Raw genomic sequence first — 19,968 nt, 5'->3', positions numbered from 1 at the left:
TTGGAGCTCAACTTTAGGGTTTAGGAACATGCTTGAAGATCTCGCCGCTTTCAAAGAAATCGACCAGGCGGGACAACCATTGATAATAATCCAGCCATTCTTTTGTTTCTTTTAGAAGATCATTGACCTTAAGTTCCATCTCTTCCGTAAGGGTCTCATTATCCAATATGCCCTTTATCTCAGCTGACAGTTTTTTTTCAAACATTTTATTCTTGTTGATCGTTTTTTGCCAGTTGGAGGTAAACAAGGAAATAAAGGTTTGGTAGTAGTCCTGCTCCACGTTATATAAATCCTTCCGAATACCCTTCTCAAACACTTTTTCGGCAATATTCAGATCGACCATTTCCCTGACAACCTGACTCATACGGGTCTTGCTCATACCCGTAGCTTCTGATAGCTCATCAAGCGTCATCGGCTTTCGATTCATATAAATGATGCCTAATACCCGCCCGACAGTTGTAGAAACACCATAGGTGTGCATATTGTCAGCAATTTTCTCAACCAGTTGATCTTCAACATTCCTTATTTTCACAGATGGCTGTTTTTCAACCAAATGAATCACCCTTCCAGTTACCAGCTTCTTCATGAGCCAATGTATCACAAACCCGCGAAAACCAAAAATGAATATATCAAAGAAAACCAAGGCAATCAGCAAGCAATTGTAAGGAAAAGCCGGTCTGTACTTATTATCAGAATAATTTTACGTAAATATTGTGCATTTTATGCAATTTGTAAACTTTTTATTTCACAAAGTTTAATTTAAGCTTAAGATAGCACAAAAGTCACGGAATGTTGTTAACCAATGTGAGATCCGAATCATAAGAGGAAATTTACGGAGGTGTTTTATCATTGCTGAAATTTGATCGAGTTTCAAAAGTGTATAAAGGAGGAAAGAGAGCGGTTAACCAATTATCACTGGAATTTGAAAAGGGCGAATTTATTTGTTTCATTGGCCCTAGTGGATGCGGAAAAACAACGACGATGAAAATGATTAACCGACTCATCGAGCCAACCGAAGGGAGCATCTATATTAATGGAGTGGATGTATTAAAAAAGGATCCGGTTGAGCTCAGAAGAGAAATTGGCTATGTGATTCAACAGATTGGGTTGTTTCCTCATATGACCATCCAGGAGAACATTTCCATCGTCCTTAAATTGTTGAAATGGCCGGAAGATAAACGGCGCGCCCGGGCAGAAGAATTGTTATCCCTTGTGGATATGACACCAGAATATCTGGAGAGGTACCCTCATGAACTGAGTGGGGGCCAACAGCAGCGAATTGGCGTTTTACGTGCGCTGGCTGCCGATCAGCCGTTGATTTTAATGGATGAGCCGTTTGGTGCTCTTGACCCCATTACCAGGGATTCTCTGCAAGAAGAGTTCAAGAAACTGCAGAAGAAATTGGATAAAACCATTGTGTTCGTCACTCACGACATGGATGAGGCTCTGAAGTTGGGAGACCGAATCGTGATTATGCGGGATGGAGAGCTGGTCCAATGCGATACACCAGATGAGATTCTCCGCAATCCGGCCAACGATTTTGTTGAAGAGTTCATTGGGAAAGACCGTCTGGTACAAGCGAGGCCGAACATTCAAACCGTTGAACAAATCATGAATCCGCAGCCTGTAACGATTACCGGGGATCGTTCGTTATCCGAAGCGATTCAAGTGATGAAGCAGCATCGTGTGGATTCCTTGCTGGTGGTTGATGAAAGTAACATCCTTAAAGGGTATGTGGATGTTGAAATTATTGACCAGAACCGGAAAAAAGCCAACTCCATCAAGGAAGTCCTTAAAACGGAATTCACCGTGCAAAAAGATGACCTGGTACGTGACACCATCCGAAAGATCCTTAAAAAAGGAATGAAATATGTAGCCGTTGTGGATGAAAATCAGCGTCTTGCCGGCATTGTGACGAGGGCGAGCCTGGTTGATATTGTTTACGATTCCATCTGGGGCGAAGCAAGGGAGGAGATGCAATGGACGCCGTCATCCAATTTTTAAGTGAGTACGGCAGTGAAATGGCGTATAAAACGTGGGAACACTTATATATTTCATTACTTGCCGCTTTGCTTGGAATCATCATCGCTGTTCCGCTTGGTGTAGCCTTAACAAGGGTTCCAAAAGCAGCAGGAGCGGTAATGGGGATTTTGGGAATTGTCCAGACCTTCCCAAGCTTTGCGATTTTGGCCTTTTTTATTCCTCTTCTCGGGGTGGGAAAAGTTCCAGCCATTATAGCTTTATTTTTTTACTCCGTTTTACCGATTTTGCGAAATACCTATATTGGGGTGAAGGACGTGAAACGCAGTCTGCTGGAGGCAGGACGCGGAATGGGAATGTCCGGCTGGGAGCGGATCCGCTATGTGGAATTGCCGCTTGCTGTTCCTGTCATTATGGCGGGCATCCGGCTTTCAACCGTTTACTTGATCGGCTGGGCAACACTTGCTGCCTATATCGGTGCCGGCGGCCTCGGTGATTATATTTTCAGTGGGCTGAATCTGTTTCAGGCTGAATTTATTATTGCCGGTGCGGTGCCTGTCACCATACTGGCCTTGCTGACCGATATTCTATTGGGCAGGCTTGAACGTTGGGTAACACCCAAAGGAATGAGAAAAATGAAGGAAGCTGCTTAGGAAGGAGACAACTCATGAATAGCGTAAAACGGCTTACTATAGTCGCTGCCGTTATGGCAGTTCTATGCCTCAGTGGCTGCTCTCTTCCAGGATTAAGCGGCCCGGCAAAAAACACGATTGCCATTGGTACCCTGGGTACTTCTGAATCTCAAATCATGGGGAACATGGTTCGTCTCATGATTGAGCATGACAGTGATTTGAAAGTCAATATGGTCAATAACCTTGGTTCGTCTACCGTTCAGCATCAGGCCATGATGAACGGTGACGTGGATATTACGGCAACACGGTATACGGGAACGGATCTGGCCGGGCCATTAGGTATGGAACCTGTAAAAGATCCGAAGAAAGCCCTGAAAGTGGTTCAGCGGGAATTTCAAAAGAGATACGACCAAACGTGGTTTGATTCTTATGGTTTTGCCAATTCGTATGCGTTTACCGTTACGAAGGAACTTGCCGAGAAAGAGAATCTTCATACCGTCTCGGATTTGGAGAAACATGCCCAGAATCTTAAACTTGGTGTAGATAACGCCTGGTTAAAACGAAAGGGAGACGGTTATAAAGGATTTACGGAAAAATACGGTTTTGAGTTTGGAAAAACCTATCCGATGCAGATCGGCCTGGTCTATCAGGCAGCAGCCAAAGGTAAAATGGATGTGGTGCTCGCCTATACAACCGATGGACGGATCAAATCTTATAACTTAAAAGTACTTGAAGACGATAAACAGTTTTTCCCGCCATATGATTGTTCTCTGGTTGCACGGAATGAAGTGCTGAAGGAACATCCGGAACTGAAAGGCAAGCTTGAAAAGCTCTCTGGAAAAATTGATACGGAAACGATGCAAAAGATGAATTTCGAAGCGGATGGAAAGAAGAAGGAACCGTCCATTATCGCAAAAGAATTCCTGGAGAAACATAACTATTTTGAATAGGAGGTGCCAAATTGGAGACGATCAATGAAATCATAAACTATTACATGCAGAATGGAAGTTATGTTTGGGAACAATTTTACCGGCATTTTCTCATGTCGGCCTACGGCGTGTTATTTGCTGCCATTGTAGCGATTCCTGTTGGCATTCTCATCGCGCGCTATCACCGGCTTGCAGGCTGGGTCATTTCATTGGCTAATGTCATTCAAACGATTCCTGCTCTGGCCATGCTGGCGGTGCTGATGCTCGTCATGGGGCTTGGCACCAATACGGTGGTATTTGCACTCTTTCTCTATTCACTGCTTCCTATTATTAAAAACACGTATACGGGAATCCGGAATGTGGACCATGCCTTGCTCGAGTCAGGAAAAGCGATGGGCATGACCAAATTTCAGGTGTTGCGGATGGTAGAGCTCCCATTGGCGATTTCAGTCATCATGGCTGGGTTGCGTACCGCATTGGTCATCACCATCGGGATTGCCACCATTGGTACATTTATTGGCGCCGGCGGATTAGGGGATATCATTCTTCGCGGTACCAACGCAACCGATGGCACATCCATCATCCTCGCCGGAGCCATTCCCACTGCAGTAATGGCTGTCCTGGCAGATGTAATGATGGGATGGCTGGAGAAACGATTATCACCGAATAAAAAGACGAAGAGACCTCTGCAGCAGAATACCGCTGCATGATGCGGCCTTACCAAAGGGACTGGGAACAGTCCCTTTTCTTGTTGCCTTTTTCATCACCTTCAATAATAATAAATGTAGGAAAATTCTAAAATTATTGAAGGAGGCGCTCATGTACCGGAAAGAATTCTATGTGTTAGACCGTAAAACGCCAATTTCTGCTGTCATCCGAAACTACAGGAAAGAAGATTTTGATGATTTGATTGCGGTTCAGCAGGAAAGCTTTCCGCCTCCTTTTCCTCCCGATCTTTGGTGGAAAAATGAGCAATTGAGGAATCACGTGGAATTATTCCCCCAGGGAGCGCTTTGTGCAGAAATCAACGGAAGAATGGCCGGTTCAATGACCGCTCACCTGGTTCATTTTCAACCGGATGATCCGGACCATACCTGGGAAGAGGTGACAGACGGCGGGTATATCCGAAATCACCAGCCAGACGGTAACTCACTGTATGTAGTTGATATTTGTGTGCGCCCTTCCTATAGAAAGCTTGGAATCGGCAAATGCCTGATGAACTCCATGTATGAGATTGTGGTTCACCATGGGCTTGAGCGGCTGATTGGCGGAGGAAGAATGCCGGGCTATCATGAAAAATGCAGCAGTCATACACCACAGGCGTATCTCGAATCGATTGTGAAGGGAGAGTTTCATGATCCGGTCATTACGTTTCTCATGAGCTGCGGCCGTGTTCCTGTCAAGGTCGTGGAAAACTATCTGGAGGATGAAGAATCCAGGAACTGTGCAGTGCTGATGGAGTGGAGGAATCCCTTTTTAAAAAAGGGATGAGGCCTTGCTTGTAACATAAATAACTAAATAATAAGTATAAATAAGAACCCTGATGCGGGAACATCAGAGTTCTTCCTACAGCTATTGGCAAGTGCGGTGGCCGATTTTATGCAAAAGTAACCACCTCAGGTTGTCTTCGCGGACAGGGTGGTTACTTTTTTTGTTTCATGAACTGATAGAAACATAAAATTTTGCTAGATTTTCACTACTAATTCCCTTCACCCTGACATAGGTTGTATTAAGAGATTTGAGCAACCAGAATGGAGGGGATGTATGAAACGGGGATTATTCTTTTTTATGGCGTTTATTATCGTAACCGGTCTTTGTACGGGTATGAAAGTCAATCAGCTGCTTTTTGCAAAATATGAAGATAATGGGACTTCCCCGGCTGGCCTGATAGTGGCCGGTGTTAATCCGAAGCAGCTGGAGCGGGAAGCGAAAAGTCAGATGAAACGGGATATCGAAGAGGAGTTCCGCTCTTCCATGTCCTATACCTTTGGGGATTTGAAACGATACCATTCGGTTCTGGATACGCAGGCGGTTCTGGCTAAAAAGGAAACCTTCTTTATCATCCAATCGAAAAATGAGTCCTATAACGAACAAGTGGAGCGATTCTTCACTGTAAGTCTTGACCATTTCAGCACAGAAGCTGATCCTGAGCGCCGTGTGCACCAGGTTTGGCTGGTTGATAAGGATTTTACGATTCTTAAAAAGCAGAAAGTATTTTGAATAGCTACAACGTGTAAAAGCAGCCGCCTCTCGTCCGGACGTAGAGGATGGCTGCTTTTTATGTTATACTATAGGTATGACACTTTTTCAGCTCTATTCTCTTATGGCGAATACATAAGTGTTTTTGATGCAAATAGACTAATGACATTGTGCCACGGCCCCCCATTGGATTTGAGGAGCCGGGCCTTTTCTTATTGGAGGAAAGATAGAATGAAAAATCAACACGTTCATATGTTGTCTGTTTCCAAGCCGGCTGGATGGCTTTTGATTTTGGGTATTATCTTTGCCGGCGCTAATCTGAGAGCGCCATTAACCTGTGTAGGGCCGCTCATCGAGATGATAAGGGAGAATACAGGGATGTCCAACACACTCGCGGGTATGCTGACGACAGTGCCGCTGCTCGCTTTTGCGTTGATCTCGCCACTGGCGCCGAAAATGGCACGTAAATTCGGCCTGGAGCACACGCTCTTTGGTGCATTGCTGTTACTGGGCGCAGGTATTTTATTGCGGTCTGTTCCTCTCTCATCCGGATTGTTTGGCGGGACGGTATTGCTTGGAGTTGCCATAGCGGTTTGCAACGTTCTGCTTCCGAGTTTAATCAAAAGAGAGTTCCCGAACAAGGTAGGGTTGATGACAGGAACCTATTCGGTTTCCATGAACATGTGGGCAGCCGTTGCTTCCGGAGTGAGTATTCCCATTTCAAAAGGATTGGGCTATGGATGGCGCTTTGCGCTTGTGTGCTGGGTACTCATCTCGCTCGTTTCCATTCTTGTTTGGCTTCCTCAGCTAAGGATGAAGCATGTTCCCATATCTTCTGTAAAAGGCACATCCATGTGGGGTTCAGGGCTTGCCTGGAAGGTGACGCTGTTTATGGGGCTGCAGTCCACCGTTTTTTATTCGATTATTACTTGGCTTCCAGCCATTTTGCATCAGCAGGGACTGAGTCCTTCAAAAGCCGGCTGGCTGCTGTCACTGACTCAATTTGCTAGTCTGCTTCCAACGTTCTTCGTTCCGGTTTTGGCGGGCAGGAGCGCCGATCAGCGAAAACTCGTAGCCTTTACGGTCCTCTTTTTACTCTTGGGCTATGCCGGCATTCTTAGCGGGATAACCTGGCTCGCTCCTCTCTATGTGATTTTGATTGGGATCGGCATCGGCTCAGGATTCGGCTTGGCGACCATGTTTTTTGTGCTTCGGACGCAAAATGCCCATCAGGCGGCAGAGCTTTCAGGAATGGCGCAATCGGTCGGTTATTTGCTGGCTGCGATTGGACCGGCCCTTTTTGGCTTTTTGCATGATAAAACCCATAGCTGGACCCTTCCCCTTACAGTGTTGGTCGTGGCCGGCGTGCTACTTTTTTTCGTTGGCATGGGAGCGGGAAGCAACCGGTATGTGAGCGTTGAGAAAGATACTGATGTTCTTCAGAAAAAAGCTTTATAACGTAAGAAAACAGGCTGTTGAACACGAACAGCCTGTTTTTTTATATGGATTTTTAAGGCAGGAGATATACCATATAGTGCGGATAATCCTGTAATTGCTCTCTTCTTAACTTACCTTCATCCACTAATTCATCAAGTCCCTTTTCCACTTCGATTGCTTGGACTCCATACAAATCTGCCATTTTTACTGGTGAAACCGCCATATGCTTCGGCACTTTTGCTGAGGATACAATCATCGCCGTGACTTGCGAAAGTAATTTTTCCTTTTCCATTTTTTGATCCACTCCTTTATCACATCTATCAAAATCCTAACCAATCTCTTCTTTTCCTATGCAAATCCATTTTAATTCCCTTCGGTTTTGGCAATGCTTGTTAAAAAGAAACGAAATTGGAATAAAAGGAGGCTGATTTATTCAATGGAAGACAACCATTTTTCCATACAAATCAACGGAAAAGAATTTCCTGCTACAGAAGGCCAAACCATTCTGCAGGTGGCCAAATCACAGAACTATGAGATTCCGAGCATTTGTTATCACCCTGACCTTGGTACGATTCAAACGTGTGATACCTGTTTTGTGCAGGTAGAAGGCGAACTGGTTCGTGCTTGCTCCACTAAGGCTACACCCGGGATGCAGGTCGATTCACTGTCAAAAACCGTCAAGGATGCACAGTACGAAGCGATGTCCCGCATTTTAAAAAATCATGAGCTCTATTGCACGGTTTGCGATAACAATAACGGCAACTGCGTGGTGCATAATACGGCTGAATATCTGGAGATTGAGCATCAGAAATATAAATTTGAAGCGAAACCTTACCCGCCGGATAACTCACACCCTTTTTACCGCTATGAACCGGATCAGTGCATTTTGTGTGGAAGGTGTGTGGAAGCCTGCCAGGATTTGCAAGTGAATGAGACGCTGACCATCGACTGGGAACGTGAAGCTCCACGCGTGATTTGGGATAACGATGTTCCGATCGATGAATCATCATGTGTTTCCTGTGGCCATTGTGTCACGGTCTGTCCCTGTAATGCACTAATGGAAAAATCGATGCTTGGAGAGGCGGGGTATCTGACAGGCATTCCGGCCAACATGCTTGGACCGATGATCGATCTTACGAAGGAAGTCGAGCCGGGGTATAAGGAGATTTTCGCCATATCCGAAATGGAAGCAGCCATGCGGAAAGCCAGGATCAACCGGACAAAAACAGTGTGTACATACTGTGGGGTAGGCTGCAGTTTTGAAGTTTGGACGAAGGGCCGGGAAATCCTGAAGATCGAACCGAGTGAAGAAGCTCCGGTTAACGGAATATCGACCTGCGTCAAAGGAAAATGGGGCTGGGATTTCGTTAACAGTGACAACCGTCTGACGAAGCCTTTGATCCGAAAAGGAGAAGAGTTTGTTGAGGCTACCTGGGAAGAAGCGTTGAAACTCATTGCGGAAAAGCTGACAGGCATAAAGGAAGAGCATGGTGCTCATTCCATCGGCTATATCGCCTCTTCCAAATGCTCGAATGAAGAGAATTATATTTTTCAAAAGTTTGCGCGATCCATTATGGGAACCAACAATGTGGACAATTGCTCACGATACTGCCAGTCTCCGGCAACGGCAGGACTGTTGCGGACCGTTGGAATTGGCGGTGATGCCGGAACCATTAAGGATATTGCAGCATCTGAGCTGGTCATGGTTGTTGGGGCCAATCCGGCAGAATCCCATCCTGTTCTGGCTACCCGAATTAAACGTTCCCATAAATTGCACGGGCAAAAATTAATGGTCGTTGATCTGAGGAAAAATGAACTGGCTGAGCGGGCTGATCTGCATGTTCATCCCAAACCGGGTTCAGATTTGATTTGGCTATCAGCAGTTACAAAGTACATTCTTGATCAAGGATGGGAAGACAAAACATTTTTGGAGAAACGGGTCAATGGATTTGAAGAATACCGGTCATCATTGGATAAGTTCACACTGGAATACGCCGAGGAAAAAACAGGATTATCCAAAGAAACGTTGATCCAGATGGCAACCATGATTCATGAGGCAAAGTCGGTCTGTGCCTTATGGGCAATGGGTGTCACCCAGCATATGGGAGCGACCGATACGAGTACAGCAATCTCCAATTTGCTGCTCGTGACAGGAAACTACGGACGAACCGGAACAGGTGCGTATCCGCTTAGAGGACACAACAACGTTCAGGGGGCGTGTGATTTTGGCACGATGCCTGCTTGGATGCCGGGTTATGAGCCTGTCCAGGACAAAGAAGTGCGCGAGCGCTATGAAAAAGCATGGGGCGTCAAGCTTCCGGAAGAGCCGGGACTGGATAACCATCAAATGGTGGAAGGTATCCATAAAGGAAAGTTAAAGGCACTTTATTTGTTCGGTGAGGATATGTCACTCGTGGATTCCAATTCGAATTTTGTGGATGATGGCTTTGAAAAGCTGGAATTCTTTGTGGTGCAGGACATTTTCTTCAGTAAAACCGCTCAATTTGCGGATGTGGTTTTACCGGCAGCACCAAGTCTGGAGAAGGACGGTACATTCGTCAACACGGAACGCCGCATCCAGCGTTTTTACAAGGTGCTTGAGCCGCTTGGCCAGTCGAAACCGGATTGGGAAATCTTTCAGGAGTTGGCTAACCTCATGGGAGCCAATTGGAACTACACACATCCTGGTGAAATTATGAAAGAGGCGGCCAGTCTTGCCAAGTTTTTTGCCGGTGTAAGCTATGATCGGCTGGAAGGATGGAACAGCCAGCTTTGGCCGGTAGCAGCAGATGGTACCGATTCTCCGCTCTTGTACAAGGAGAGGTTTGCATTTCCTGACGGCAAGGCGAAGCTGGTTGCTGTTGAATGGACTGAGCCGTTTAAGCCGGGTGAAGAGTTCGACCTGCATTTAAATAACGGCCGTTTGCTTGAACATTTCCATGAAGGAAACATGACGTACCGCTCAGAGGGGCTTACACACAAAGTTCCTCATCCTTGGGTGGAAGTCTCGCCAGAGCTTGCCCGTGAACGGGAGCTTGAGGACGGGGCACTCGTTGGCCTGACTTCCCCGTATGGCCATGTGGAGGTCCGGGTAATCGTCACCGACCGGGTGAAAGGCAATGAGCTATATCTGACCATGAACACTTCTGAGGACATTGAAGCGGTTAACAAGCTGACGAGCAGCTACCACGACATTATGACTCACACACCGGCATATAAGGAAATGGATGTCAGGATGGAAGTTCTCGAAACTTCCGGAGAGCCTCCATTACCAAAAGTGAATCACCGATTTGGGAACCGTATTCCACAAATCAGTGTCCGCGTGGAAGCCAAGTGGAAGCGTGACGATTTCACGCCGATTGAAGAGTTGATAAGGGGGGACGAATATGGCGAAAGCAATCAGGCAAATTAAAAAGGAAGCCCGCACCCGGGAAGAAGAACAGGCAGAAGCAGTGGCAGGAATTGTTCGGGAACTGGCTGACAACAGCGAAGCGATTCTGACCATGATTAGCATTGTGAAAAACCTTCATGAAATGGGGGCACTGGATACTTTATCCGCTCTTATTGAAAAACGTAACGATGTTGGAGTAATCGCAATTCAGCAAATTAACAAGCCTGAAATACACAAAACGATTAAAAACGGAATAAACGCCTTTAATTTTCTCGGTACCATCCATCCGGATCAATTGAAAACGATGCTTTCCGGGATGAGTAAGGGGCTTGAGAGAGCGGCCGATTCTGCAGAAAAAGAGGATACCCCAAGTCTCTGGCAACTGGGAAAAAGCATGCGCACTCCTGAAACGAGAGCCACGATGGCCATGATGATGGAGTTTTTGCAGGGCATGGGCGAAGGCATAAATGAAGTACCAAGACACAAGAAATAAAGGATGAAACGCGCATTGGAAGCAAAAATCATCAAAATTAAAGGGCTTGAAAATGAGCAGGATGCCGATACCATTTCAAATGCACTTCAGCATGTATGGGGTATTGGGCAGGTTGATGTCAACATCAGCCGGGGAGAAGCAAGCATCAGCTTCGACCCAAGTATGGCGTCCTATGAGGATTTTCTTCAGGCCATCCATGAGAGAGGCTATGTTGTGGAGGATGGTCTTCAGTGATTCAGATGAAAAAAGGAGAACAAACGCATGAAAAAATGTGAAATCTGCGGATTGGAAGAGCCGCTCGAAAACCACGAAGCAGGCGATTCCCCGAAAATTCTTCATCTCTGTGAAAGCTGCCAAAATGACCGCAAGTTCGATGGATTAGATCATGTTTAAAAAGGAAAAACAGGTGAACCGGAATAAGGGTCACCTGTTTTTCCTTTTTCCTCTAATCGGATCTATTCTGAAGGAGTTGTTGCTTTATGGCAGTAAGGTCTGTGCAAACAAAACTGGCGCCCGTCAATTTTCCCTCCATTGAATATATTGGTTTTCCAAAAATGTCATACATATGAATGCCATCGGACATGTCATAATGAATAAGCTTGCGCTGGGGCTGGTCCGTTTTAATGATTTTATACTTCAATGCCATAAATTCTTTGGAGCCTGCATGATCGATTAATTCATCATCTCTCTTTCCCAGTAGAAAATTGGGCGCATCGTAATCAGACGGAGGATTAAAGGCCCATGTGTACCGGAGCTGCAAATCGCAGTGGGCAATGGATACAGGTGAGGAGGATAAGACTTCATTAAAAGGTTCATTAAAATAGTTCGAGTAAAACCGTGCCGTATCAAAGTTTAGTACTTCGGCTATTCTTCTGGCGACTTCCTGGCTCGGAACCCTTTTTCCCCATTCAATTTGGGAGTAATAGCTCCTGTCGATAAAAGCAGCGGATGCGACTTTTCCCTGAGACATGTTTTTTTGCTGTCGTAATTGTAATAACCATTTTCTCATTGTGACCACCTGAAACTTTTCTTCTCTTTTTTCTATGATTATAAACCTGGATGAAATCAAATCAATACTAATAATGTGAATTCATGATAAATTTTGGTCAAAAAAGGAAAAAATCACTTTATCTCTATGTTTCAGATGATAAAGCGGTTCTTCAGGCTGGGTTTACTCTATTCTTGTAATTGATTGGTCTTTGTAGGAATTATTGTAAAGCATACTTCATCCTATGTTTGGAACAATACCATTGTATTTACGATAAAAAGGAGGGGTATCAAAATGGATCAACAGAAAGTATTAGCTGCCCACGAGTCTTTGGACTTACATGAGGCCATTAACTTTAAAACGCTTTGTATCGCCAAGTCTAAATTAATGCAAGGACTGGTTTTTGATGATGATCTTAGGAATTTAATGAAAAAAGATGTTGAACAATCAATACAAGATCTGACTGAATTGCAGTCCCTCTATGAACGAGCACCTTTTCAAGCTCCTGTTCCTCAAAATCGCCCCACTCCCATCATTGATGGAAAGGAAGGTACCATCCATTGAATAATGATTATTTGGACCCGATAAACTCGCTGCATATGCCTGAGATGGCAGACACTACCTTTGCCATGGACTTTCTTCTTCGTGCCAAAGAAGGTGTTCGCAACATAGCTGTAGCATTAACCGAATCCGCATCACCTGATGTCCGTGCCACATTAAGAAAACAATTGATGCAGGGCATAGCGATGCATCAGGAAATATCTGAATTGATGATCAAGAAAAAATGGTTCCATCCTTACGAATTAACGGAACAGTACCAATTGGACCAGCTATCGGCCAACAATACGATGAAAATCGGCAAAATGAACCTGTTTCCTGTTGAGACCAATCGAAAGGGCTTGTTCGATCGGACACCTGATGAACATTGACACTGGAGGTTATATAGTATGAAGGCGGTAACGTATCAAGGGATAAAAAATGTTGTTGTGAAAGAAGTGCCAGACCCTAAGATTGAAAAACCGGATGACATGATCATCAAAGTAACCAGTACAGCAATATGCGGTTCTGATCTGCATTTAATTCATGGCATGATCCCTAACCTGCAAGAGAACTATGTCATTGGACATGAACCGATGGGAATCGTTGAAGAGGTTGGCCCTGAAGTGACTAAAGTAAAAAAGGGAGACCGTGTCATCATTCCATTTAACATCGCATGCGGTGAATGCCGTTTCTGTAAGGACAATTTGGAAAGTCAATGCGACAATTCAAATGATAATGGAGATATGGGAGCCTATTTCGGCTATTCCGGTACAACTGGCGGTTACCCAGGCGGGCAAGCGGAATATTTGAGAGTTCCTTTTGCCAACTTTACTCATTTTAAAATCCCGGAGACCTGCGAGGAACCTGATGAAAAGTTAGCGGTTATTGCGGATGCGATGACCACTGGTTTTTGGAGTGTCGATAATGCGGGCGTAAAGGACGGGGATACCGTTATCGTTTTGGGATGCGGTCCCGTGGGACTTTTTGCACAAAAGTTTTGCTGGCTAAAAGGGGCGAAGCGCGTGATTGCCGTTGATTATGTCAATTACCGCCTGCAGCATGCGAAACGGACAAACAAGGTTGAAATTGTGAACTTTGAGGATCATAAAAATTGTGGAGAATACCTGAAGGAAATTACCAAGGGCGGTGCGGATGTAGTCATTGATGCGGTTGGTATGGACGGAAAAATGACAGATATGGAGTTTCTTGCCAGTGGGTTAAAACTTCACAGTGGTGCATTAGGTGCCTTTATCATGGCGACCCAGGCTGTCCGAAAAGGCGGCAATATCCAGGTGACCGGCGTTTATGCGGGAAAATACAACGGTTTTCCATTTGGAGATATTATGAATCGCAATGTCAATATCCGCTCCGGACAAGCACCTGTTATTCACTATATGCCTTATATGTTTGAACTCGTTTCTACAGGAAAGATCGATCCGGGAGATGTGGTCAGCCATGTCCTTCCGCTCAGTGAAGCGAAGCGCGGTTATGAAATTTTTGATACCAAAACGGATGATTGCATAAAAGTCGTCCTGAAGCCTTAGGAAGGAGGATTGAAAATGAACTATGCTCTGCACGAAGTACTTGAGGTTCAAGAAATGGCCGCTTTTAAAACAAATTGTTTAACCAAGTCCAAAACGATGAAAGCACTGGTCAGTGACCCAAGGCTAAAAGAAATGATGCAGCAAGACATTGATCTTTCCACCAGTCAGTTGAACGAATATACCTCTGTTTTATCCAATGCAAAGCAATCGTTAGGAGCTGAGTTAAATTGAATTCAATCATTGAAAACTTAACAGGAATGGATGCCATTTCCGACCAGGTTGTTGCGATGGATTTATTGATTGCGGCAAAAAGCGGTGTCAGAAATTACGCGATGGCTGCCACAGAAGCCGGAACACCTGAAATCAAAGAAATGTTAACCCGGCATTTGGAGGAAGCCATAGAGATGCATGAACAAATTTCCGGTTATATGGCGGAAAAAGGATGGTATCATGCTTGGGATACGAACGAGCAGATCCAATTGAATTTGACAAATATGAATACCGCTTTGAATTTGCCAACACTATAGATGATGTAAAGGGGCTGTCTGAAAAGTCAAAAAATGACCTTCAGGCACCCCTTTTTGCACGAAAAAACTTCGTGGAAAAGTTGATTGTAGTGGAAGGTGCGAGACTCCTGCAGGACTAGCGGGACAGGTGAGACTCCCGAAGGTGCTTGCGCCAAAAGGTAGGCGTTCACGCCGGTAAGGCTCACCGCCCGCCCTGCGGAAAGCGAGCGGCCTGGAACGAAAATCAACGACTTCCAGACTTCTTGGACAGCCCCTTATTTATTGTCAGTATGCAGGAGCAGGCAATTCATCTATGTTCATGCGAAGCAAACTATACGGCTTTTCCCGCAGATCCCTTCCATAATGAAACCTGGCCTGCCGGTGTAATTGGTTCACAATCACATATAAGTATTGATCCGGTCCAATCGAAAACGTATCCGGCCATAAAAGCCTCGGGTCATGTGCAATGGTTTCCATGTTTCCGTTCGGCATGATCTTTCGTATGCTGTTGTTTTCATAATCCCCTGCATAGACGTTTCCTTTTGCCCCGGTAATCATTCCGTCAGATGCCCCTTTTTCCCCCAAATACTCCACCCGGGAAAGTAAGTCCTTCTCCGGTATCGTTCTGTCTCTCAGGGCTTCTGTTGAAATGGAGAACAGATGACGGCTGGTTAATGGACAAAAAAATAATGTCTTTCCATCCACAGAGATCGCGATACCGTCAGACGCCAGTCGAAAGGGAGAAATGGAGCCGTCTTTATTGCGGTTCATCAGTATTTTACCTTCTACTTTTGGCAAGAAATAGGGATCGGGTGATGTAGGTGGGGTGCCACTTAACCGTCTGAATGCGTTTCCGGTTTCTAAATCCACAACAATGATCGCTCCTGGACCTTTGGAGGATGAATCTGTGATATAGGCATAACCGGCTTTTCCTGCGCGAAAATCAAAGCGAACATCATTCAAATATGTGGTTGGCAGGATGACTTCTTCTGTAAAGGTATACACATTTCTGATTGTATTTGTTTTTAAATCAACAGCGACCAGTTTTGCTCCCCCTTTAATCGGTTCAGAAAAATTGGGTGCTGCTGTATCCAAAACCCAAAGTGTTCCCCTTCCATCAGCCACTACACTTTGGACACTGATAAATGACATCGCAACGTTTGTTGGGTTATCCAAATTTGCTGCCAAATTTGGATAAGGCTGTAATTGATCACCCGCAATTTCAGCCACCGTAAATTTCACGTCATCTCCCCATTTCGGAAAGCAAACGAAAATACGCCCGGTTTCTGACACGGTAACGCCAGTAGGCATAGCCCCATAAAATGAATAAACGAGTTCAAACTTACCGAAATATTTTTCCATAGGCAGCATAAAATTCATCATCTCCCTCATCGATTTGAACCGATATTACCTATATATGACCGGCAGTTTTTCTTGTGCATGGCAAAGAACATGGGCGGAGCGCTTGCTTTTTTCTTTGGTTAAAATCTTTTCACTTGTACATAATAAATGCAGAAACTATCAAGGTATTCGGTCAGGTGGTAGGTATTGATGTTCCGTAAAAGGAAAAGGAAAGCAGCCAATGAGCAAAATAAAGAAGAGAAGAACGGAATGATGAGTGAAGCTGTAACGCTCGATTTATTAAAACAGGCAACTGCGAAAATGGATGATGCTAAAATCGTGCAGCGGCAAACAAACAACGGGGCTTCTTTTTCGCTTGTATACATACAAACGCTGATCGACAGGGAGAGGCTGAACGAAGCCATTATTGAGCCTCTTCTTCAGAGTGAGGATCAGGCGTTTATTCAATGTATATCCACCTGCAGCGTTTTAAGAATCCATTCAATGGAAGAAGCGAAAGAATACATGCTGTTTGGTGCTGTTCTCATCCATGATCATGAGAATAGTGAATGGTGGGCGGTAAAACTGGAGAATTCGCTCAGCCGAGCGATCGAAAATTCGGATACTGAGACGATAATGTACGGGCCCAAAGACAGCTTTACGGAAAGGATTGAGCAGAATGTGTTCATGATTCGGCGGCGTCTGCCCGTTACGGAGCTAAAAGCAGAAAAGTTCCAGGCAGGTTCGAATACCAAAACCCAGGTTCAGCTGCTGTATATGGAAGGAATTGCTAATCCTGATATCGTCGAAATTGCACGAAAAGATATTTCAAAAGTGAACTTTGACATGATTTTGGAGTCCTCCAATCTTTCCGCTTTTATGGATGATCATACGCACAGTTTGTTTCCACAGTTTATGCAGACGGATCGTCCGGACTCGTGCGCCTATTCACTGGGGCTTGGCAAGATTGTTATTCTGCTGAATGATACACCTTTTGCACTCATCGCCCCCATTACCTTTTTTCATCTGTTTCAATCTCCAGAAGATTATGTTCATCGCTGGGTGATTGCCAGTTTTTTACGAACCCTTCGTTATTTAAGTTTTTTTATAGCCATCACTTTGATTCCTCTTTATGTGGCATTAACCACTCATCATTATCAGATGATTCCGCTCCAGATTCTGTATGTACTCATGGAATCACGGACCAAACTGCCGTTCAGCCCATTTTGGGAATCACTGATCATGTTGGTTATCATTGAAATTATTAAAGAAGCGAGTTTACGGATGCCGACAAAAACGAGCCAGACCATTGGAGTTATTGGCGGTATTGTCATCGGACAAGCTGCTGTTGATGCGGGATTTGCCAGCAAGGTGCTGATTGTTCTTGTGGGAATCTCGGCAATTGCAAGCTTTTTAGTGCCGAATTATTTAGTCACAAAAGCAACTACCATCCTTCAATTTTTAATTCTTATTCTTGCATCATTTTTTGGGATCTTGGGAATTGCCTTTGGATTGATCCTCCTGCTCGCTCATCTGAATGGTCTTTCTTCCTTAAAACAGCCATATTTTGCACCGGTTGCTCCGCTTTACTGGAGAGATTGGAAAGATCTTTTTGTTCGCGCACCATTGCCATGGGATAAGCTGCGGCCGGAATATTTGAAGACGGTGAAAAAATGGCGGGTTTCAAAAGAGGAGGGGAGCGAATGAGCAGCAGATTTCGCTTGTTTGATAGAACTGCTGTTATGGGAAGTGGTTATATCTTTGCCATGGTGAACCGGATGCAAATGCTGTACTACGTATTAATTTTGCCCAAACATTTGGTCCATCCTTATATGATGGCAGGGATCCTTGGAGTGGGTGTTCTTTCGCAGATCAACCTTTTGATTCTGGCCAAATATTTAACATCGAATTATTTTGTTCTGGGTTATCGCGGCTTTGTCCAATTATTTAGCGAAAAGATTGTCCGATTCTTTGCACTTCTGGGGATTTTTTTCATTTTAATTAAAGTGACCGTGACCACTTTGGGGTATGTCGAAATTGTCCACCAATTTATGTTTCCCTCGATGAAGACGAGCTGGCTTATTTTCGTCTTGATGGCATCCGGGTTTTATATCGCTTCTCAAGGGATGGAGAAAACGATTCGTTTGTCCATCATCGGTTTTTTGGCCACAATCTGGGTGATTCTTGTCTATATTCCATATTTCTTGCCGCCCATTGCCGAAACTCATCATTTGTATCCGTTGGTGCCGGGGGAGGTTTCACTTCATTCATGGTACGGACTGCTGATGGTTTGGTCTGCCCTCTCCGGACCTGAATATTTAGTTTGCCTGGGCCCCTGGATCGGTCCTAAGGAAAAGATTTTAAGGGGAATGAGTATAGGCAATGCACTCTCAGTCTTTGAATACCTTGTTCTGTTTGGGGCGTGTCTTCTCTATTATGGTTCACCCTATTTGGAGAAGATTAGTTTCCCGGTTGTGAACATGATCCGCTACCTGCAGTCACCTGGTTTTGAAAGGGTGGATCTTATATTAATTTCTCTAAACATGATCTATTTTCTCTATTTGATTGCCCTTTTTTTATTATGTTTGTATGGAGCAATAAGAATCGTGGCAGGGAGAATAAACATCAAGACGAATCGCAAGGGCTTTTTAGGAAGTGTAATTGCCGTTTTTATCTGTATGCTGGTCATTAATGGCTGGTACTGGAGGGAAGGACAGGAATTAAATGTGTGGGTAACACTGCAGCTATGGCTGGGTGCAATAACCTACCTATTGGTTCCTTCTGTACTTGCCATTGCGATGAGATGGAAGAGGAGGCAGTCATAGATGAAGATTTTCTTGTCCATCATTTGTATCCTCCTCGTTTTTTCAGGCTGTTCCTCACCTTTTGTTGAAGACAATACGGTTGAGGAGATTGCTCCGGTCACCTTTTGGTCCCTGAATCAAGGGGAAGGGGGCGAATTGGAAATTACGACCCTCGTCCCTCCGGTTACTAATGAGAAAAAAAGGCTGTTTACACTGAATGTGGATTTATTAAAGCAGGGGAAAAAAGAATTCAACCTGAAGTTTTATCGGGAATTGAAGCTTGGCCAGCTTCGCATGCTGATCATTAATGAAAAGCTGGCAAAAAAAGAAATCCTCCCGTTAATTGATACGATCCTCTCAGATCCAGATGTATCTCCGCGCCTTTTTCTTGTACTGGTCAGAGGGAGCTTTGAAGATTTTTTAGAAGAGGAAAGGAAAGTGCAGAAGAACCTGGATTATTACCTTTATCGGATGTTTCGGCATTACGAAAGAAGAAATCAAGGAGAAATGAGCATCGTCAATTTGCATGATTTTATGGAAAGGGTCTATTCTCCTTATTCCGATCCAGTGCTTCCGATATTCAAGGCAGACAAAGATAATTTTACGTATGATGGAACGGCTTTATTTAATGAAAATAAGTATGTCGGTTCCATTAATAAAAGGGAAGACCAAATGTTTCAGCTCATTGCCAATGACCATTATTTAAAGAATCTTCCCATCCCGCATCTAAAGGTTTCCTTGGGCCAGGTACGCTCCAAGGTTCATATGCAGGTCGATGATCAATTCAAAACGTTAAACATTCATGTTTTGATAAAGGGAAGAATCGATGAATACCGAGGACACCTAAACTTACTCAGTCGAAGTGAAATGAACAGGATGACCCATGATATCGAGTCTTATTTACAACGGGAAACCGCGGGGCTTGTAAAGGAAACACAAAGGTTAAAGATAGAACCGCTGGAAGTGGGAGCCCATACGCTCTCTCCCTTGGTTCATCCAATGACAAGAAGGGTATGGCTGGACCATTATGAAAAAATGAAGGTTCATGTGAAATACTCGGTGAAAATAGAACCGCTAAGTTTGTAATTAAAAGGAGCTGGTGTTTGCCAGCTTTTTTTGTTTGGAACGAAAGAGTTGCTTTATGATGAACAACGCGACTATAATAGCAATAGTGAAACGATACG

Annotated in this window: 23 protein-coding genes; 19 read left to right on the top strand and 4 right to left on the bottom strand. The window is 44.5% G+C overall.

Annotated features, from left to right (window positions below; genetic code table 11):
* Nucleotides 1–13 precede the first annotated feature (13 nt).
* A complete protein-coding gene (locus QNH15_RS23140) occupies nt 14–586 on the bottom strand; it encodes a GbsR/MarR family transcriptional regulator (protein WP_283890860.1) in 573 nt (190 codons plus the stop codon).
* 263 nt (nt 587–849) lie between these two features.
* Here QNH15_RS23140 and QNH15_RS23135 point away from each other — a divergent pair, with 263 nt between their 5' ends.
* The 7 genes from QNH15_RS23135 to QNH15_RS23105 all read left to right on the top strand — a co-directional run bounded on the left by QNH15_RS23135 (nt 850) and on the right by QNH15_RS23105 (nt 7,198).
* A complete protein-coding gene (locus QNH15_RS23135) occupies nt 850–2,004 on the top strand; it encodes a betaine/proline/choline family ABC transporter ATP-binding protein (protein WP_283890859.1) in 1,155 nt (384 codons plus the stop codon).
* Nucleotides 1,980–2,633, top strand: a complete 654-nt coding sequence (locus QNH15_RS23130; protein ID WP_283890857.1) for an ABC transporter permease — start codon at nt 1,980–1,982, stop codon at nt 2,631–2,633. The genes QNH15_RS23135 and QNH15_RS23130 overlap by 25 nt, the downstream gene beginning before the upstream one ends.
* Nucleotides 2,634–2,647: 14 nt before the next feature.
* A complete protein-coding gene (locus tag QNH15_RS23125; RefSeq protein WP_283890855.1) occupies nt 2,648–3,562 on the top strand; it encodes an osmoprotectant ABC transporter substrate-binding protein in 915 nt (304 codons plus the stop codon).
* 44 nt (nt 3,563–3,606) lie between these two features.
* Nucleotides 3,607–4,251: an ABC transporter permease gene (locus QNH15_RS23120; protein ID WP_430667183.1), complete on the top strand. Its 645-nt coding sequence runs from the start codon at nt 3,607–3,609 to the stop codon at nt 4,249–4,251.
* A 109-nt stretch (nt 4,252–4,360) separates the two neighbouring features.
* A complete protein-coding gene (locus QNH15_RS23115; RefSeq protein ID WP_283890851.1) occupies nt 4,361–5,032 on the top strand; it encodes a GNAT family N-acetyltransferase in 672 nt (223 codons plus the stop codon).
* A 273-nt stretch (nt 5,033–5,305) separates the two neighbouring features.
* Nucleotides 5,306–5,761, top strand: coding sequence for a hypothetical protein (locus tag QNH15_RS23110; protein ID WP_283890849.1), 456 nt, complete (start codon nt 5,306–5,308; stop codon nt 5,759–5,761).
* A 210-nt stretch (nt 5,762–5,971) separates the two neighbouring features.
* Nucleotides 5,972–7,198 (top strand): CynX/NimT family MFS transporter, encoded by a 1,227-nt coding sequence (locus QNH15_RS23105; protein ID WP_283890847.1) that lies wholly within the window; start codon nt 5,972–5,974, stop codon nt 7,196–7,198.
* A gap of 52 nt (nt 7,199–7,250) precedes the next feature.
* Here the strand turns inward: QNH15_RS23105 and QNH15_RS23100 are convergent, their stop codons facing one another.
* A complete protein-coding gene (locus tag QNH15_RS23100; RefSeq protein WP_283890845.1) occupies nt 7,251–7,469 on the bottom strand; it encodes a hypothetical protein in 219 nt (72 codons plus the stop codon).
* 144 nt (nt 7,470–7,613) lie between these two features.
* Between QNH15_RS23100 and fdhF the strand changes: the two genes are divergently transcribed.
* From fdhF to QNH15_RS23080, 4 genes are read left to right on the top strand one after another with little or no spacing between them, the layout of a single operon-like run.
* On the top strand, nt 7,614–10,589 hold the full coding sequence (fdhF, locus tag QNH15_RS23095) for a formate dehydrogenase subunit alpha (RefSeq protein ID WP_283890844.1): 2,976 nt from the start codon (nt 7,614–7,616) through the stop codon (nt 10,587–10,589).
* Nucleotides 10,564–11,061 carry a helical membrane plugin domain-containing protein gene (locus QNH15_RS23090; RefSeq protein ID WP_283890843.1) on the top strand — a complete coding sequence of 166 codons (498 nt, stop codon included), beginning with the start codon at nt 10,564–10,566 and terminating at the stop codon, nt 11,059–11,061. Before fdhF ends, QNH15_RS23090 begins: the two co-directional genes overlap by 26 nt.
* 15 nt (nt 11,062–11,076) lie before the next feature.
* Nucleotides 11,077–11,295, top strand: a complete 219-nt coding sequence (locus tag QNH15_RS23085; protein WP_283890841.1) for a heavy-metal-associated domain-containing protein — start codon at nt 11,077–11,079, stop codon at nt 11,293–11,295.
* 27 nt (nt 11,296–11,322) lie between these two features.
* Nucleotides 11,323–11,454 carry a hypothetical protein gene (locus QNH15_RS23080; protein ID WP_276203876.1) on the top strand — a complete coding sequence of 44 codons (132 nt, stop codon included), beginning with the start codon at nt 11,323–11,325 and terminating at the stop codon, nt 11,452–11,454.
* Nucleotides 11,455–11,506: 52 nt separating this feature from the next.
* On the opposite strand, the gene QNH15_RS23075 is transcribed toward QNH15_RS23080, so the two are convergent.
* Nucleotides 11,507–12,070, bottom strand: a complete 564-nt coding sequence (locus tag QNH15_RS23075; protein WP_283890839.1) for a helix-turn-helix domain-containing protein — start codon at nt 12,068–12,070, stop codon at nt 11,507–11,509.
* A gap of 273 nt (nt 12,071–12,343) precedes the next feature.
* On the opposite strand from QNH15_RS23075, the gene QNH15_RS23070 reads away from it, so the two are divergent.
* Genes QNH15_RS23070 through QNH15_RS23050 form a run of 5 tightly spaced genes read left to right on the top strand, consistent with a single transcriptional unit; the run spans nt 12,344 to nt 14,660 of the window.
* On the top strand, nt 12,344–12,613 hold the full coding sequence (locus QNH15_RS23070) for a spore gernimation protein GerQ (RefSeq protein WP_090234501.1): 270 nt from the start codon (nt 12,344–12,346) through the stop codon (nt 12,611–12,613).
* On the top strand, nt 12,610–12,978 hold the full coding sequence (locus QNH15_RS23065) for a spore coat protein (protein WP_061975298.1): 369 nt from the start codon (nt 12,610–12,612) through the stop codon (nt 12,976–12,978). The genes QNH15_RS23070 and QNH15_RS23065 overlap by 4 nt, the downstream gene beginning before the upstream one ends.
* A gap of 18 nt (nt 12,979–12,996) precedes the next feature.
* Nucleotides 12,997–14,133 (top strand): zinc-dependent alcohol dehydrogenase, encoded by a 1,137-nt coding sequence (locus QNH15_RS23060; protein WP_283890835.1) that lies wholly within the window; start codon nt 12,997–12,999, stop codon nt 14,131–14,133.
* 15 nt (nt 14,134–14,148) lie between these two features.
* The gene (locus QNH15_RS23055) at nt 14,149–14,364 is read left to right on the top strand and encodes a hypothetical protein (RefSeq protein WP_265409856.1); all 216 of its coding nucleotides are present in this window, start codon (nt 14,149–14,151) and stop codon (nt 14,362–14,364) included.
* Nucleotides 14,361–14,660, top strand: coding sequence for a spore coat protein (locus QNH15_RS23050; protein ID WP_283890833.1), 300 nt, complete (start codon nt 14,361–14,363; stop codon nt 14,658–14,660). Before QNH15_RS23055 ends, QNH15_RS23050 begins: the two co-directional genes overlap by 4 nt.
* Nucleotides 14,661–14,924: 264 nt before the next feature.
* Here the strand turns inward: QNH15_RS23050 and QNH15_RS23045 are convergent, their stop codons facing one another.
* Nucleotides 14,925–16,019 carry an L-dopachrome tautomerase-related protein gene (locus QNH15_RS23045; protein ID WP_283895736.1) on the bottom strand — a complete coding sequence of 365 codons (1,095 nt, stop codon included), beginning with the start codon at nt 16,017–16,019 and terminating at the stop codon, nt 14,925–14,927.
* Nucleotides 16,020–16,190: 171 nt separating this feature from the next.
* On the opposite strand from QNH15_RS23045, the gene QNH15_RS23040 reads away from it, so the two are divergent.
* The 3 genes from QNH15_RS23040 to QNH15_RS23030 are packed head-to-tail and all read left to right on the top strand — an operon-like array spanning nt 16,191 to nt 19,870.
* Complete coding sequence (locus QNH15_RS23040) at nt 16,191–17,687, top strand: spore germination protein (protein ID WP_430667108.1); 1,497 nt, start codon at nt 16,191–16,193, stop codon at nt 17,685–17,687.
* Entirely contained in the window at nt 17,684–18,805 is a 1,122-nt protein-coding gene (locus QNH15_RS23035; protein ID WP_283890832.1) for a GerAB/ArcD/ProY family transporter, read from the top strand. The genes QNH15_RS23040 and QNH15_RS23035 overlap by 4 nt, the downstream gene beginning before the upstream one ends.
* Nucleotides 18,806–19,870, top strand: a complete 1,065-nt coding sequence (locus QNH15_RS23030) for a Ger(x)C family spore germination protein (RefSeq protein ID WP_283890830.1) — start codon at nt 18,806–18,808, stop codon at nt 19,868–19,870.
* Nucleotides 19,871–19,968: the final 98 nt, after the last annotated feature.

Source organism: Fictibacillus enclensis, assembly GCF_030123385.1.
GTDB lineage: Bacteria > Bacillota > Bacilli > Bacillales > Fictibacillaceae > Fictibacillus_C > Fictibacillus_C enclensis.
Note: the sequence above shows the minus strand (reverse complement) of the source record. Positions and strands in the feature narration are given on the sequence as shown.